Annotated in this window: 16 protein-coding genes and 1 pseudogene; 9 read left to right on the forward strand and 8 right to left on the reverse strand. The window is 37.2% G+C overall.

Going from position 1 to position 16,964, the window contains the following annotated elements; translation table 11 throughout:
- The first annotated feature begins 13 nt into the window (after positions 1-13).
- The 5 genes and pseudogenes from MKY81_RS02030 (at position 14) to MKY81_RS02050 (ending at position 5,762) form a co-directional block, all read left to right on the forward strand.
- Positions 14-784, forward strand: a complete 771-nt coding sequence (locus MKY81_RS02030; protein WP_108072857.1) for a MurR/RpiR family transcriptional regulator — start codon at positions 14-16, stop codon at positions 782-784.
- An 18-nt stretch (positions 785-802) separates the two neighbouring features.
- Positions 803-1,291 carry a PTS sugar transporter subunit IIA gene (locus MKY81_RS02035; protein ID WP_234943139.1) on the forward strand — a complete coding sequence of 163 codons (489 nt, stop codon included), beginning with the start codon at positions 803-805 and terminating at the stop codon, positions 1,289-1,291.
- A 528-nt stretch (positions 1,292-1,819) separates the two neighbouring features.
- Positions 1,820-2,372 (forward strand): annotated as a pseudogene (locus MKY81_RS02040) (recombinase family protein).
- Positions 2,373-2,401: 29 nt separating this feature from the next.
- A complete protein-coding gene (locus MKY81_RS02045) occupies positions 2,402-5,359 on the forward strand; it encodes a Tn3 family transposase (protein ID WP_108072854.1) in 2,958 nt (985 codons plus the stop codon).
- A gap of 55 nt (positions 5,360-5,414) precedes the next feature.
- Positions 5,415-5,762, forward strand: coding sequence for a hypothetical protein (locus MKY81_RS02050; RefSeq protein ID WP_341116478.1), 348 nt, complete (start codon positions 5,415-5,417; stop codon positions 5,760-5,762).
- Between the two features lie 289 nt (positions 5,763-6,051).
- Here MKY81_RS02050 and MKY81_RS02055 read toward each other — a convergent pair whose 3' ends face one another.
- Together MKY81_RS02055 and MKY81_RS02060 are read right to left on the reverse strand one after the other, a co-directional pair.
- Complete coding sequence (locus MKY81_RS02055) at positions 6,052-7,239, reverse strand: IS256 family transposase (RefSeq protein WP_341116480.1); 1,188 nt, start codon at positions 7,237-7,239, stop codon at positions 6,052-6,054.
- Between the two features lie 434 nt (positions 7,240-7,673).
- A complete protein-coding gene (locus MKY81_RS02060; protein WP_341116482.1) occupies positions 7,674-8,894 on the reverse strand; it encodes an IS110 family transposase in 1,221 nt (406 codons plus the stop codon).
- A gap of 281 nt (positions 8,895-9,175) precedes the next feature.
- On the opposite strand from MKY81_RS02060, the gene MKY81_RS02065 reads away from it, so the two are divergent.
- Both MKY81_RS02065 and MKY81_RS02070 read left to right on the forward strand, forming a co-directional pair.
- A complete protein-coding gene (locus MKY81_RS02065; RefSeq protein ID WP_108072853.1) occupies positions 9,176-10,006 on the forward strand; it encodes a hypothetical protein in 831 nt (276 codons plus the stop codon).
- A gap of 86 nt (positions 10,007-10,092) precedes the next feature.
- Positions 10,093-10,233, forward strand: coding sequence for a hypothetical protein (locus tag MKY81_RS02070; protein ID WP_181294695.1), 141 nt, complete (start codon positions 10,093-10,095; stop codon positions 10,231-10,233).
- Here MKY81_RS02070 and MKY81_RS21035 read toward each other — a convergent pair.
- Positions 10,217-10,303, reverse strand: a complete 87-nt coding sequence (locus MKY81_RS21035) for a putative holin-like toxin (protein ID WP_373316056.1) — start codon at positions 10,301-10,303, stop codon at positions 10,217-10,219. The two genes, MKY81_RS02070 and MKY81_RS21035, sit on opposite strands and share 17 nt — an antisense overlap.
- Positions 10,304-10,594: 291 nt before the next feature.
- Between MKY81_RS21035 and MKY81_RS02075 the strand changes: the two genes are divergently transcribed.
- A complete protein-coding gene (locus MKY81_RS02075; protein ID WP_181294694.1) occupies positions 10,595-10,828 on the forward strand; it encodes a helix-turn-helix domain-containing protein in 234 nt (77 codons plus the stop codon).
- Between the two features lie 44 nt (positions 10,829-10,872).
- Positions 10,873-11,388 carry a tyrosine-type recombinase/integrase gene (locus tag MKY81_RS02080; protein ID WP_244913514.1) on the forward strand — a complete coding sequence of 172 codons (516 nt, stop codon included), beginning with the start codon at positions 10,873-10,875 and terminating at the stop codon, positions 11,386-11,388.
- Positions 11,389-11,488: 100 nt separating this feature from the next.
- On the opposite strand, the gene manA is transcribed toward MKY81_RS02080, so the two are convergent.
- From manA to celB, 5 genes are all read right to left on the reverse strand, one after another.
- On the reverse strand, positions 11,489-12,436 hold the full coding sequence (gene manA, locus MKY81_RS02085; RefSeq protein ID WP_108072862.1) for a mannose-6-phosphate isomerase, class I: 948 nt from the start codon (positions 12,434-12,436) through the stop codon (positions 11,489-11,491).
- Between the two features lie 15 nt (positions 12,437-12,451).
- Positions 12,452-13,315: an ROK family protein gene (locus tag MKY81_RS02090; protein WP_181294693.1), complete on the reverse strand. Its 864-nt coding sequence runs from the start codon at positions 13,313-13,315 to the stop codon at positions 12,452-12,454.
- 17 nt (positions 13,316-13,332) lie between these two features.
- On the reverse strand, positions 13,333-14,040 hold the full coding sequence (locus MKY81_RS02095) for a GntR family transcriptional regulator (protein ID WP_108072848.1): 708 nt from the start codon (positions 14,038-14,040) through the stop codon (positions 13,333-13,335).
- Positions 14,041-14,123: 83 nt separating this feature from the next.
- Positions 14,124-15,518 (reverse strand): glycoside hydrolase family 1 protein, encoded by a 1,395-nt coding sequence (locus tag MKY81_RS02100; RefSeq protein WP_445663935.1) that lies wholly within the window; start codon positions 15,516-15,518, stop codon positions 14,124-14,126.
- Positions 15,519-15,663: 145 nt separating this feature from the next.
- The gene (gene celB, locus MKY81_RS02105; protein WP_341116487.1) at positions 15,664-16,959 is read right to left on the reverse strand and encodes a PTS cellobiose transporter subunit IIC; all 1,296 of its coding nucleotides are present in this window, start codon (positions 16,957-16,959) and stop codon (positions 15,664-15,666) included.
- Positions 16,960-16,964: the final 5 nt, after the last annotated feature.

Genomic DNA, 16,964 nt, shown 5'->3' on the forward strand with positions numbered 1-16,964 from the left:
GGAGGATCTCCTTGTGAATCTTGAAGAGTTAATTAATAAAAATTATGAGTATTTGAGTGATACTGATTTTACTATTGCTAAGTACGTTCTTGCTAATAAAGATAAAATTGGGAACATGGGTATTAATCAGTTAGCTAAAAATAGTTTAGCATCCAAATCATCTGTATTAAGATTTGCTCAAAAATTAGGTTTTAGTGGATATAGTGAATTTAAAAACTTTGTAAAATGGGAAAATGCCAGCCCAAATAAGGAACTTAAACCAAATGAATTGTTTGAACAAGTTCTTTATGATGTCAATAAAACGTTAGACTATTTAAATAGTGTGGACTTTGAACCTATTTATAAAGCAATTGATACTAGCGAAAATATTTATGTCATTTCAACAGGAATAGCCCAGAAAAATCAAGCTGCAGAACTGCAACGACTATTCCTACTTATTGGCAAACCCGTTCAAATTATTCCTGCAATGGCCCACGCAAATGAATATAGGCTTATAATTGAAAAGTTAACTTCTAAAGATTTAATTATTTTGTTTTCGCTATCCGGTGAAAATCCAAACTTACAAGGGTTACCTGATATTCCTGCAGTTAAGGGTGCAAAAATGATTTCCCTTACCAATTTTAAAAGTAATTGGTTGTCAGGACATGCTGATTTTAATTTATATGCTTCCAGTACGATGAATCCTATTCCGAAAAATTGGTGGGTACGATCTGCCTCTTCCTTTTTTATTGTGGTAGAAGCATTGGCATTTGGATATTTAGATTATATAAATAGTAAAAGATAGACATTGAGGTGTGAAATGATGTTTTTTAAGAAGAGTAAAAAAGAAAAAAATATATTCATCCATAGCCCTTTAAAGGGCGAGGTTATTCCATTAGGAAGTGTTCCAGATCCCGTTTTTTCCCAGAAAATGATGGGCGAAGGGCTAGCCTTTATTCCAACTAACGGCGAAGTTTTTTCTCCTGTAAATGGGAAGGTTACACAAGTGTTTCCTACTAAACATGCAATTGGAATGGTAACGGAAGATGGCCTTGAAATGCTATTACATTTAGGACTTGAAACAGTTGAATTAAAAGGTGAAGGATTTAATATCAAAATTAATGCTGGAGATATAGTTAGTGTTAATGACCACATTGGTACTTTTGATCTTTCCTATATTGAGGAGAAGGGAAAAGAAATTATTTCAGTCCTTGTTTTCCCGAATTTTGAAGAAAAAATCTCTGAAATGATTCCGTTAAAGTCAGATGAAGTTGAAAGTGGAACGGAAATTGCTCAATTGATTTTTAAATAACTCAAATTTCATACTTGAAAATCGATTTGTGATGGGGCTCTCAAAAATTTAAGACCCAGCCAAATTCGTAGCTTGAACTGATTTTAAAAAGCGAAACGGCCTCCATTCTTGGTAAGGAAGATTCTCATGCCATAGTTGTTATTTATTTTTGACAACCTAATTCTTAGATCAAAAAGTGAATTTATTAAGTAATAATTAGCCTGTATGATACTTCCTTCATTCAGGCTTTTATTACGTTCCTCGGTTTTACGGCGCTTTCCATTTAGAAAAACAGTGGCGCAAAACTAAAAATGAAAGATCTAAAATAAATTGTTCTGCAGCCTAGAAGTCTTGTCATTCAGGATACTTATTTGTTTTGTTCAAAAACTCATCAATTTCTGAACGCAGGGAAATTTAAATAGTTTTATAGCTTTCTATCTACTATATGTGTTCATAAACTCTGTAAAGAAATCTATGTTCAGATATTACCCCTAACATTAAGTTATGTTACGATAAAACAGAGAAATTTAAAAATAAGGGGAGAAATTAATGAAGGTAGGATATGCTCGTGTTTCAACAGGCATTCAAAATCTTGATTTACAATTGGATGCTCTTAAAGAACATTTGCGAAGAAATATTTACAGATAAAATTAGTGGCGCCAAAGATAAAAGACAAGGATTGGAAGAAGCCCTTCGATTTGTACGCTCTGGTGATACGATAGTAGTTTGGCGCTTAGATCGATTAGGGAGAAATATGCAGCATTTAATTAAAATTGTGAATGACCTTAATGACCGAGGTATTAGTTTCCACAGCTTGCAGGAAAACATTACGATGGACAAGGCTAGTGCAACAGGGCAGCTTATGTTTCATCTATTTGCGGCCTTTGCTGAGTTCGAACGTAATCTTATTCAAGAACGTTCAGCAGCTGGTCGTGCTGCTGCAAGAGCCAGAGGGCGTTTAGGAGGAAGACCGGAGAAGTTAGATAAAAAGGAATTAGAAATGTTGAAGACATTGGTAGCAAATGGGACACCCGTTACTGATATTGCTCAAATGTGGGGAGTTTCCCGAACAACTGTTTATCGATATTTAGAAAAGAAGTAAGTCTTTGCTTACGAAAGGATGGGGAGGAAATGGCATCAAGAGGGAAAGAATTACTTACAGCAGATCAAAGAGCAGAATTTGTAAAAATACCGGATGAAATGAGTAAACAAGAACTAGAAACCTATTATACTTTTTCGCAATTTGATATGGAAATTATAAAACGACACAGAAGAGATCATAATCGCTTAGGGTTTGCTGTCCAATTATGTGTATTGCGCTATCCAGGGTGGTCTCTCACAGATGTTGAACCTATACCAGACTATGTACTCCACTATATAGCAAAACAAATAAATGCTAATCCCGATTCATTTTCTTTATATGCCCAACGTGACCCAACCAAGCATGAACATATGGAAGAAATTCGACAGGTATATGGATACCAGAATTTTTCTGTAAGTACATATCGGGAGTTAGCTCAGTATCTTTTGAAACATGCACTTCAAAATGGCAATTCTATGTATCTACTTCGAACTGTTCAAGAAGAACTTAGGAATCGAAAAATAATCCTTCCTGGAATGACTACAATAGAGCGACTTGTGTGGGATACCCGTCGGAGAGCAGAGGAAAGGATTTTTAACTCTTTAACTGCTACTCTTTCACCGTGGCAAAGACACAAATTGGATAAACTTATAGATCCCTTTGCGGAAAGCAGGAAAACCCCATTGGCATGGTTGAGAGAACTTCCGGGTCAGTCATCACCGGATGCCTTTCTAAAAGTAATAGAGCGTTTAGAATATATTCGGGAGTTGAAACTTCCATTAAACATAAATGAAGTTCATCCTAATCGGTTACTACAATTATCTCGCATTGGGGCACGTTATGAACCCCATTCGTTTCGCAGATTTAAAGAAAATAAGAAATATACCATTCTTGTCGCATACCTAGTAACTCTAAGTCAGGATTTAATTGACCAAGCAATTGAAATTCATGATCGGCAAATGATGATTTTACAATCGAAAGGTCGTAAAACACAAGAGGAAATGCAAAAAGAAAATGGAAAAGCAGTTAACGAAAAAGTTGTTCATTTTGCAGATATTGGGGCTGCACTTATTCAAGCACGAGATGAAGGGCTTGATCCATTTAGGACCATTGAAAAGATAATGCCTTGGGATAAAATCGTTACTTCTGTTGAAGAAGCGAAAAAATTAGCTCGACCAATGGATTATGATTACCTTGATTTGCTAGAGAATCGATTTACTTATCTGAGAAAGTATACCCCTACTCTTTTGAAATCATTAGAATTTCATTCTACAAAAGCAGCAGAACCATTATTACGTGCATTAAAAACATTGAACGTGATGAATGAATCCGGAAAAAGAAAAGTACCAGATGGAGCTCCATTAGATTTCGTCCCAAAACGATGGCAAAAGCATGTATACGATGAGGAAGGAACAATTAATCGACATTATTATGAAATGGCTGCCCTTACGGAATTAAAAAATCATATTCGTTCAGGAGACGTATCTGTAGTCGGCAGTAGGCTTCATAAAGACTTTGAGGAGTACCTTGTTCCCAAAGATGAATGGACAACAACCAATCTTAAAGAAACTAGACTGGCAGTTCGTTCATCAGCAGAGGAATACCTTGAGGAAAGAAAGAAAGCTCTAGCTGAACGCCTTACATGGGTTTCAAATAACCTTGATAGTCTTGAAGGAATAAATATAGAAAAAGCAAAACTTAGAGTGGATCGTTTGGAAAAGAATACCCCAGAAGATGCACGAACTTTCAGTTTATCCTTATATAATATGCTTCCGAGAATTAAGCTTACTGATCTTTTAATGGAGGTAGCGCACTGGACAGGTTTTGACGAAATGTTAATACATGCTTCCACTAATCGCCCTCCAAATGGAGAAGAAAAGGTCATTTTGATGGCTGCGCTTATGGCAATGGGAACGAATATTGGATTGACTAAAATGGCAGATGCTACACCTGGAGTTACTTATCATCAGATGGCCAATGCCGCACAATGGAGATTATATGATGATGCTATAAATCGAGCACAGGCAACTTTGGTAAATTTTCAACACAAACTTGCTCTAGCTTCTTATTGGGGAGATGGCACCACATCTTCATCCGACGGAATGCGAGTACAGGTTGGTGTTTCATCGTTGCATGCCGAAGCAAATCCCCACTACGGCACAGGAAAAGGGGCAACCATTTATAGGTTTACAAGTGATCAATTTTCCTCGTTTTATACGAAAGTCATTAATACCAATGCAAGAGATGCTGTCCATGTCATCGATGGGTTGCTTCATCATGAAACAGAATTAAATATTGAAGAGCATTTCACAGACACGGCCGGCTATACAGATTCTGTATTCGGATTAAGTCATTTGTTAGGTTTTCGTTTTGCGCCAAGGCTTCGTGACTTAGCTGATTCCAAACTATACACAATTCAAAAGCCAAGTGATTTTCCTGACCTAGAAAAATTACTTCGTGGACGGATTAACACAAAGATTATTCAGGAAAACTTTGATGACGTGCTCCGTTTAGCCCATTCGATTCGAGAAGGAAAAGTGTCTGGTTCGCTTATTATGGGGAAATTGGGATCATATGCAAGGCAAAACAAGTTAGCTGCTGCATTACGAGAAATGGGAAGAATCGAAAAAACTATTTTTATTTTAGATTACATATCTAATGAAGCTCTACGTAGGCGTATTCAACGAGGATTGAATAAAGGAGAAGCTATGAATGGCTTGGCAAGATCATTATTCTTTGGAAAACGAGGGGAGTTACGGGAACGAGGACTGCAAGATCAACTTCAACGTGCAAGCGCTTTAAATATTATAATTAACGCTATTAGTGTATGGAACACCGTATATCTTACCGAAGCAACAAAATTGTTGAAGGAAAAAGGGGATTTTCAAGAAGATCTACTAAAACATATTTCGCCATTAGGATGGGAACATATCAATTTTCTTGGGGAATACACCTTTGATATGAAGAAAATAGCAAGCTTACATTCGCTGCGCCCTCTTATTCAATAAATAATAAGCCGAATTTTCTTAGCGTAGGAAAACTCGGCTTTATTTATGTCGAAATTTGCTTAGCGTATGTTTTGCGCTTTTTGTTGGTAGGACCCCAAGTGGAAGCAAAAAAAAAAAAGCCAATGAACCTATTTCAATCATTCTTTCAAATAATGAACTAAATAAGATGAAGGAAAGCAATTTAATTAATCATAAATTAATTGACAATGATATTGCTCCTGCTGATGCAACTACATTGTCAAAAGACAATAATGAAATTGATAAATTGAAAAAGGAACTAGCTACTACCCAAGAAGAAAACAAAAAACTGATGCAATCTAATAATAAATTAAAAGAAAAACTCAATACTGTTGAACAATATTTTAAACAGGATAAGGGTGTGTCAATAATTTTGTGTAAATAACCCTATTTCCGGTAGAAAAGTTAGCCTGCTTATTTTAGTTGATAAAACTTCTATCTCTAGGTTAAACACAGAGCCACAGCGGTAGCTGCTTGTCCTTGACCTTGTGCCTTTTCTTAGTTCTTGCTGGTTGGGTTCAGGGACCCGGCCAGCGAGAACTTAGAAAAGATCGGTCGTGGTACGCTAGGTGTGCGGATAAAGTCCCCACATAGGGCTTTATTTTTCCCATCCGACAACCTACACACCACCACGACCGCAAACAAGGTCAAGGATGGCGGATCAGTGCTAGAGCTTAATCTTCCAGTGCTTCAAACATGTGTATCAATTCTGATTTGGCCTTTTCAAAGCCTCGATGACAACGCATGCCAAACTTGTGATTATAGTCTAGAAACCGTGTCACGAGAAAGCGTTCTAAGGATTCTTCATTCGGGAATTGTTCTTTGCGTTTGACATATCGTTTGATTTCTTTGTTAAAAGCTTCAATTAAGTTTGTCGAGTAGATACTGCGACGTATGGAAGCTGGAAAATCAAAAAACGTTAAGATCCGTTTGTTGTTCATCACTGATTCAATGACACGTGGATAAGGCTTTTCCCACTTGCTTTGCATCTGTTCTAAGGCTTCTAAAGCTTCTTCACGGTCTTTCGCTTGATAGACGGCCTTAAAATCATCGAGAATGGCTGCGCGATCCTTTACACGTACTTTGCTGGAAATGTTTCGAGCGACATGTACACAGCACACTTGATGTTTCGCCTTTGGATAGACACGGTGAATGCTATCTGTCATCCCTGGCAATCCATCGGAAATGAAGAGAAGAACGTTTTCTACTCCTCGCTCATGTAGGCATTGGAGGAGTTCTTCCCATACGTGCGAAGACTCAGTTGGTGCAATGGTAAAGTCTAAAACTTCTTTGTTTCCTTCTTCCGTAATACCAATAGCGATGTAGACAGCTTCTTTTTCAACCGTTTGACGTCGAATCGGAATATGAGTGGCATCCAAGTAAATGCACACATAGCGTTCTTCCAGCTTTCGTTCATGGAAAGCCTTCACGTCTTCAGAAACAAGTTGCGTTAGGTTCGAAACCGTTTGTTTGGAATAGTGATGTCCATACATTCGCTCAATGAGATGAGCGATTTCATTTGTCGTAATCCCTTTTTCATAAAGGTGAATGACAAACTGTTCCAGCGTATCATTGGAACGCTTATAGGGAGCTATTGTTTGTTGTTGGAACTGGCCATTACGGTCTCTAGGGATACGAAGGTGTAGTTCTCCGTATTCGGTTTTAAAGGTACGATCGTAGTAGCCATTACGGGAATTGCCGGAATGAAAACCTTCTCGATCATAAGGCTCATAGTCTAAAAAGACAGTTAATTCATGTTTTAACAGCTGATTGATGGCTGTTTCCAAATGATGACGAAAAACTTCTTCAATATCTTGTTTTTGTGCTAGTGCTTCGATTAAATCTGTAGTAAGATGAATCATAGGGAAGACCTCTTTTCTGTGAATTTTGTCGGCTAACTTTATTCTACAGAAAGGGTCTTCCTTTTTCTATGAACATTATTTAGTGCATTTCTATTTACACAAAATATTTTACACTCTCCAGGATAAAGGGGCTTTCAAGGAGTTTAATAAATTCCTATCTAATGATAATCAATTAGATAAAACAGAAGAAAGTAAAACCATGGAAAATGAAAAAAAGATAAAAAAACAAAAAGCCATAGAGCTTTAGGAATATCATTTTACTATAGAGGGTCTTCCGAATATGAAGACTCTACCCTGAAAATATAACTACCCTGAAAATATAACTAACGAACTGCTAAAAAAAGCAATACTAAGCTAACCGGCTATACCCTAATTTCCAGAAAGTGGTAACCGGCTTCGATAGCACTATGATGTTTAGGAATGCTTTCGTTCTTCTATGCTGTAGACTCAACGTTCACTTTGTAACCAAGGGACTCTAGTTTCTTAATGGATTGTTTGATGACGGTTTCCTTTTTTCGTTCCTCATAATAGTTTGGACCGAGTTCGATGTACGGCTGTCTTCGTACTATGATGTAGTAGACAATTGTCAATATACTATGGGCAACGGCAACGGCGGCTCGATTTGCACCACGCCTGGCGGCAATGCGATGATATTGGCTTGACAGGTATGTGTTCTTTGTTCGTGCCGCCGCCCGGGCAGCTTCTACAAGAGCGCTTCGCAGTTTTTTATTCCCTTTGCGCGTTCGGCCTGACTTCCGTTTTCCGGCGCTTTCATTATTCCCTGGACACAATCCTGCCCATGAGCACATTCGGGCAGCGGAGCCAAATTGTTCTTCTACATCAATTCCAATTTCAGCCAGAATTTGTTCTGATGTGCGCCGGCCGACTCCGGGAATGGTCTCCAACAGTTCCAGGACCTCCTCAAAAGGGAGCATTCGCGCCTTTACTTCTTCATCGAGCCTTTTGATTTCCTGATCAAGGAAGTCAATATGGCGCAGTTGGGTTTCCAGCAGGAGCTTCTGATGGGGCCCCATCAAGCCGTTCAATGCACACATCAGCTCTTCTTTTTTGTTCTTTAACCGACCTTTTGCCAGTGCCGACAGGGCTTCAGGATCTTCCTCGCCGGCAATCATGGCTTCAATCATTGCGCGGCCGGATTTACCAAGAACATTACTGGCGACGGAAGACAATTTGATATTGGCTCCTTCAAGGACCTTTTGGATACGATTCGTTTCCCGCGCCCGTTCATCGATGAGACTCCGGCGATAACGAATCAGCTCCCGCAATTCACGTTGATCACGGGAAGGGATATAACTGCCTTTGATCAGGCCGTGACGAAGCAAATCGGCAATCCACTCTGCATCTTTTATGTCTGTCTTGCGGCCCGGAACATTCTTAATGTGCTGGGCATTGACGACCATTGGTTTGACGTCTTCCAGTTCAAGCAGGTTGTAGATCGGCTTCCAAAAGGCGCCTGTACTCTCCATAGCTGCGACCGTACATTCTTTGGCTTTGATCCAATCCACGAGGTTGATGAGATCGTCCGTCATCGTTGTAAATGTCCGAATCTCTTTCCCTTCCGGAGTAATCACGCAGGCTACAACGTTCTTTTTATGAACGTCAAGCCCGCAGCAGTGACTGTAAACGACGTCCATAGTCTTTCTCCTTCTACGGCTGTATAGATTAAAGGGCTGGTGCAGCAACCATCCTGGTTAATCTACCCTCCGTGCTTCCAAAAATGAAGCAACAATCTGTGGTGCACCTGGTCGCTGGGATCTGTCTAACTTACGGGCTCGCAGCACCATAGAGACGCGACCTCCCTTCGCCAGCCGTAAAAATATACTTCGACGTTGATCCATTTTCATCCTGCTGATGGTGCCGCGGAAGCGGCATGAACGTCTATAATAAAATCATTCTTCTAAAGGAGATGTGAAATATGAGCGTCAATTTGAACGTTGATTTATCTAAAGTTGTTGTTTCATTTAATACTTATGAACTTTTCTTAAATGGTTACTACAGGATAATTGAAAAACCTAGCGAAAAATTCGATGACATAGAAATGACAAACAGTATTTTTGTTTTTAGGGACTTATGGGTAGAAACAGATAAATTAAGTACATATAATTTTCAATGCGGTTATAGGGGAACTGGGCCACGTAATTTAGTCAATTTTCTTGATGTAAACACTGATGTTGATATGGAGAACTTAGAAACCAATGTATTTACTTATAATGTTATTGAATACGATTTTACTGAAAAGAAATTAATAGCTTATGACAGTAAATACTCTTCTTCTATCCCTATACATGTGAAAGCTAAAAAAGATGGTAGATTGGTATTTTTTCTTAATGGTATGTCTTTTGGTGACAGAACATATGATAAAGATGTACTCCTTCAAAATATAATTGAAATATATGAATGTAGTAAAGTTTTATATGATGAGCCTTCACCTGTTAAAAATATTAAATATATTGGGGATAGAGATTCCAAAGAATTTCATTATTACAAACTACCTTGTTTTAATGGCAGACCAAACGACAACTTTAATTTCATCTTGGAATTTGAGGATTTTGAAATGTGGATAGACTTCCCTTTTCAAAGAGAACAGAGAAACATTTTGTATAGTGATGAATTCAAGGAGGTTTTGAATAAGCTCGGTTTTATTTTGGACGATAGTAAATATGATAATAAAATATTTAAAGCAATAGACCGATTTTTTAAATCTCATAATGATAAAATTATAAATCAAACTATTAGCATCAGTTAGTTTCCACATTATTATAAAGTAAAATTAACATTCAATAATATTGCATGTTTTCTTTTTTAGAAAAAAAGGGTATACTGTACTTAGAAATGAATACATTAAAAACGACTGAAGATGTTGGAGCACCTTCAGTCATAACAATAGCTTGGTTCCCTTCAAGGGGGCTAGCAGCAGACAGAAATAATCCACCTGAGCCACGAACTCAAGGGTGGATTATTTTTTTTGATTAAATGACAGCAGCGCTATAATTAACACTCCGAACGCAATCATGAGAGAAATGCTTTCATATACCGTCATCATAGCACCACCCCCCTTCTAAAAAAATGGGAGTGATGCTAGCCACCCTTGAGTTAACCGTTATGCTATTGTCCTTTAATTATAGCATTTTATTCTCTCTATTTAAATGAAACCTCGAATCTAACACAATATAAATATGTTAGATTCATAAAAAGTCGTAAACTCTTATAATTCAAGGGGTTTCGGCTTTTTCTATGTCTTTTCCGAGAACATCTTCAATTTGAATATTACTTAATAATATATATAATGATATTATGTTATATTCGTTATTTCATTGAAAGGTGAGAAATGACCATGGAAATTAGAGAAGCTGTAAAAACACGAATAGAAAATCTTTGTAAAGAAAGAGACTGGACACTCAATGAGTTAATCAAACGTTCAGGTGTTCATCAGCCGACCATTTCAGAGTTCATGAATGGGCGTTCAAAGTACCCTCAAATTAATACAATTAAAAAACTTTCCCTTGGTTTTGGAATTACCCTATCCGAGTTTTTCAATGACGATATTTTCAATGAGGTTGATGAATAATGAAATTCGTTGACCCAATAAGAGATATTAAAAAAATTGATAGTATGAAAAAAATCCTTCTTGCTCAAAGTGAAAGGAATTTTCTTTTATTTACGATTGGTATAAATTCGCCTTATCGAATATCTGATTTAGTCCGCATACAATTTAAACATGTTATGGATGGAAAAAATAATGTCCGGTCTCACTTATCATTAAAAGAGAAAAAAACTGGAAAAGAAAATAAAGTAGCTCTAGCTAAAAAGGTAAGAAAGGCAATATCCGATTACGCAGCAAATCATTATACAGGAGACCCCGAAATGTTTTTATTCAGAAGTAGAAAAGGAAAAAATAAAGCTATATCTAGGGTTCAAGCATGGAAAATAATTAGTGATGCTGCCAATGAATTGGGTATTGAAAATATAGGTACACATTCATTGAGAAAAACCTTTGGATATCACCAGATAAAAAGAGGTACTAATATAACCTTGTTAATGGAAATGTTTAACCATAGTTCTGAAGCTGTAACTTTAAGATATATTTTGTATTTATCCCATTTATCCCTTTACTTAAATTGGAAATAAGTACAAATTCACGACGGAGTTAACAACCTTTTGAATCTAAAAAAAATTAGCTATTTCTGTACAAAATAGCTAATTGCATTTTTTTAAATTATATTTGAGATTACTTATGAGATACAATTAATTGGCAATCACCACGTATTTCAAAATCTCCCATTCCTACTGGAACAATAAAGTGCGTGCCTTTTGTTAACGAGTATGTTTCATCATTATGAATGAAAGTACCATTTCCTTTTAAAACACTTATAAGCAAATATTGATCATTCGCTGTAAAATAAGCACTTCCTTTTACGTCCCACTTATAAACAGAGAAAAACTCGGAATTTACAAATGTGGTGATTGTTAAATCTCCCTTTTCTTCAATTGAAGTGTTTCCCTTGATTTCTTGGTGGGGAACAGATGTCACTTCAATTGCCTTTTCTATATGAAGTTCACGTAAGTTTCCTTGATCATCGCGGCGATCATAATCATAAACACGGTAAGTGGTATCTGAGCTTTGTTGAGTTTCCAAAACAAGCGTGCCTTCACAAAGTGCATGAATCGTGCCACTTGGAACAAAGAAAAAGTCGCCTGGCTTAATCTTTACTCTGCGAAGAAGGTCATTCCACTGTCCTTTGTCCACTAATTGAATAAATTCATCTTTCGTTAGGGCATTATGACCAAAGATCATCTCAGCATTTTCTTTACAATCGATGATATACCAGCACTCGGTTTTTCCTAATTCACCATTTTCATTCTTCATTGCATACGCATCGTTTGGATGTACCTGAACAGACAAATCCATATTAGCATCTAAGATTTTAGTTAAAAGAGGAAAAACCTTTTCAGAAGGGTTTCCAAAAAGCTCAGGATGTTCATTCCATAATTTATCTAATGTTACACCCGCAAATGGTCCATTTTCGATAACAGATGGTCCATTCGGATGTGCGGAAATCGCCCAACATTCACCGATTTTGTCTGTAGGGATATCATAGCCGAATTCCTTTTTAAGCGCTGTTCCGCCCCAAATTCTTTCCTTAAAAACTGGTTGTAAAAATAATGGTTGCACGATTTGCCCCTCCAAGATTTATTGATTTTGATATGCTTCATGTGCTAGTAAGAGCGATCCCGTAATTCCAGCATTATCTCCTAATCCCGGACTAACAATATAATTCGATAGCTCCGGCAAGGATACATACTCATTCACCAATTCCGTTAAATGCTTATAGATCAGAGGAAAAATCTGTTTCTGTTTCATTACCCCTCCACCTAAAATGATTTTCTTTGGTGAAAGAATGAGCATGTACTGCATAAGTGCTTGAGCAATATAATAAGCTTCTAAGTCCCATACTTCCGAACGTCCAGCCAAGTTAATTCCCTTTTCATTCCAACGTTCTTCAATACTAGGACCTGCCGCAAGACCTTCTAAACAATCATGATGATAAGGACATTTCCCTTTATATGAATCATCGGGGTGACGCCGAACCAAAATATGGCCCATTTCCGGATGGGTCACACCCTGAAGCAGCTTCCCATGTACGATTGCCCCCGCACCAATTCCAGTACCAATTGTAATATAAAGGCAACTATCCAAACCTTTTGCCGCGCCTAGGGTTGCTTCTCCTAATGCTGCTGCATTTACATCTGTGTTAAAGCCAACCGGTACCGAAAATGCTTCTTTTATCGTCTGCATGAAAGGGTAATTCTTCCATGCTGTTTTTGGCGTGGAAGTAATATACCCATATGTTGGACTATCGAGATTCACATCGATAGGACCAAACGAACCGATTCCAATTGCTTCTATTGGATATTTCCGAAAGAAGGAAATAACGTCCTTCATTGTTTCCTCAGGAATAGTTGTCGGAACTTGGATTCTATCTTTAATATTGCCTAGATGGTCGCCAACAGCACAAACAAATTTTGTACCACCTGCTTCAATTGCCCCTAACATAATGAATTCTCCCCCTACTACCGTTTGAAGTTAATTGTTGTAATTTCAAATTTATCATATCGATGACGTGAAAAAGAATACTCGAAAGGAACGCCATTATTTAAAAATCCTACATGTTCCACTTCTAGAATCGGATCATCAGGGAAACATACCAAATGTTCTTGATCAAGCTTATCTGACTTGCAGGCTCTTATTTTTCGGTGAGATCCTGCTATCGTTAAACCCAAATTGTCGACGATATAGGAGTAGATTGACCCCTTAAGAATTTCATCATTAATACCTGGAATTAATGTAGATGGCATGTATGTTTTTTCTATAACATATGGTTCATCTTCGACAAGCCTTAACCTAATAATATCATAGACTGGGGTCTTTATATCAATTGCTAATTGCATAGCCACTTCTTCTGACGGAAATTGAACTTCAAATTTTATTATTTTACTTGTTACTTTTTTATTTCGCATTAGTTTAGAAAATCCTTCGTTCGTATCAACAAAAACCCGCTTGTCATTAATAGCTGATTGAACGATAAATGTCCCATGCCCTCTTTTACGGTAAAGCAACCCTTCCATTACTAATATGTCGAGGGCCTTCTTCATGGTCATTCGGCTACATTCGAATTCTTTAGCTAACGAAATTTCATCAGGTATAGGCTGATCAATAGGATAATACTGTTCCCTTATTCTTTTTCTCATTTCAGATGAAATTATCTCATACTTAGTCATTTGCGATTCTCCATCCTAATTAATGATATTACTTTCTATCATACAATAGCTTTAAAAAAGATGGTTGAAACCAACCATCTTTTTTAAAAACCGTTCTGTTCAGAAACAGTTTTAAACCATTTTCCGCTTTTCTTAACTGTTCGTTCACCATCTTTGTCAAGATTCACGGAGACAAAACCATAACGATTTTTATAAGCATTCGTCCATGACCAGTTGTCCATGAATGTCCACATATGATATCCCTTTACATTACTACCCTCTTGAATGGCCTTGTGAACCCATTTTAAATGATCCCGAATAAATTCAATTCGATAATCATCTTCAATCATGCCATGATCATTACGGAATTTTTCTTCTCCTTCAACACCCATACCGTTTTCAGAAATAAAACACTCAATATTTCCATAGTTTTCTTTCAAATTGATAAGAATATCGTAAATACCTTTTTCATAAATTTCCCAACCACGATGCGGGTTCATTTTACGACCGGGCATCACATAGTTATCAAAGAAACGCTCTGGCATAAATGGCGCCTCAGGATTTGGCATGTTTTCTTTAGCTTTGACACGTCTAGGCTGGTAGTAATTGACACCAAGAATGTTAACGGTATTATTTTTAATAAGCTCTAAATCCTCTTCTTCAATAGCTGGCAAATATCCTTCTTCTTTCAAAATTTTGACTAACTCTTTTGGGAACTCACCTTTTACAGAAGGATCTAAAAATGAACGATTGAAGAATGCATCTGCTATTACTGCAGCTTTCACATCTGCAGGATTTTGGCTTCTTGGGTATGAAGGTGTCAAGTTCAAAATAATCCCGATCTTTCCACCTTGATTTAACGATTTATATTCTTTAATGGCCATAGCACTCGCTAAAATAGAATGGTAAGCTACCTGAGCCGCCTTTCTAAAATCCACCTCATTCGGATAATGGAAATCGTATAAATATCCACCCTCAACCGGAACAATAGGTTCGTTATGAGTAAACCAGTATTTTACTCGGTCACCGAATAGTTCAAAGCAAGTACGAGCATAGTTTACATATGCATGTACGGTTTCTCTATTTGTCCATCCGCCAATTTCTTGCAATTCAAACGGCATATCAAAGTGGAATAAGTTCACAAACGGCTCAATCTCATTATTAATCATTTCATTAATGACATTATTATAAAATTCCTCTGCTTTCGGATTTACTTCGCCTTTCCCACCAGGGATTAATCTAGACCAACTTATAGACATACGGAATGAATTATGGCCAGTCTCTTTCATTAACTTAATATCTTCTTTATATTTATAATAGAATTGTGAAGTTTTGTTAGGTCCCACTCCATCGAAGAACCGAGTTGGCTCGACTTCATACCAATGATCCCAAATATTTTTTCCTTTTCCGTCTACATCTGCTGCCCCTTCTGTTTGTGGACCAGAAGCTGCTGATCCCCACCAAAATCCTTCAGGGAAACGATAATTTATTTCATTCATACTTGCCATGATTATATCTCCTTTTTCATTTTAGTAAATCTTGGTTGAATCTTCAAAAAACAAAGGCAGTGAATACGGTTTTGCAAAATCTCTTGCATATTCCGATTTTTTACCTGCCCTTTTAAATGATTTATAAAGTTAACAATTATCCAGCTTTGTTTACTTCTACTTTTTCCTTTTGCACATTGATGCGATCCAATGCCTTTAAGAATGGGAACCAGATGACGAAAACAATGACCATGTTTACAAGTTGTAGTATTCCGCCGGCCAATGAGTTTGTAGCCATTATCCCGTTGATAAAGAATGGAACCGTCCATGGAACTGCTACCCCTGTTGGTGGTGGAACAAGCCCTGTAGACATCGCAAAGTAAGAAACGAGTGTCACAATCATCGGTGCCACAATCCAAGGAATAACGATAATCGGGTTCATAACAATCGGTAAACCAAAGATAATTGGTTCATTTACATTGAACAAACCAGGTCCTAAGCCAAGCTTACCTACTTGCTTCATTTGCTTGCTTTTCATAAATATAAGAATCGCAAGGACAACTGCTAATGTCATACCTGTTCCACCCATACCTACTGTGTAGATCTCCATAAATGGTTTTGAGATAATATTCGGTACAGGATTTCCAGCTTTATATGCCTCTAGGTTTTCAATCATTAAAGTATTCCAGATTGGATCCATGACAGAGTTGATTATTACTTGTCCATGTAATCCAAAGAACCATAAAACTTGAATAAAGAATATCGCAATTAAAGTAGGAATAATTCCACTTCCCAAACCAACTAGTGGGGATTGAATTGCTTTATAAATGACATCATGCATATTTGTGTTAAATAATTGTGTGACAAAAATATTTATCCCTAAAAATACAGTTAATGTAATAAGTGCAGGTATTAATGCCGCGAATGATTTCGCTACTGCTGGTGGAACACCAGGAGGCATTTTAATAGTAATATTTTTCTGAACGATACGACGGTAAATTTCAGTTGCTAGGAATGCGGTTATCATACCAAGGAACATTCCCTTTGCACCTAATCGGTCTAAAGGAATAACGCTTGTTACGATATCACCATTTTCTGCTTGACCGACAAATGGTGTTAATATTAAGAAGGAGACAAGGGCAATTGCTCCACCGAAAACAGCTTCCACATTATAACTTTTAGACAAATAGTAACCTATACCAAAAACAACGAAGACGGACATGATTCCCATTGTTGCTGATGAAGCAATACCAAACATATCTTGGAAATTAGCGATTGCTCCCTTACTCATTATTTTATTTAGGAAGGGCAAATTAGTTAAAACAACGAAGATCGAACCAAAAATAGTTAATGGGAAGGCAAGCATAAATGCATCGCGCAACACTGCCAAATAGCGATTGTTATTAAGTTTACCAGCAATCGGAACAAGGTATTTACTTAGTTTCTCGAACATTGTTT

Source organism: Heyndrickxia sp. FSL W8-0423 (assembly GCF_038009395.1).
Lineage (GTDB): Bacteria > Bacillota > Bacilli > Bacillales > Bacillaceae_C > Heyndrickxia > Heyndrickxia sporothermodurans.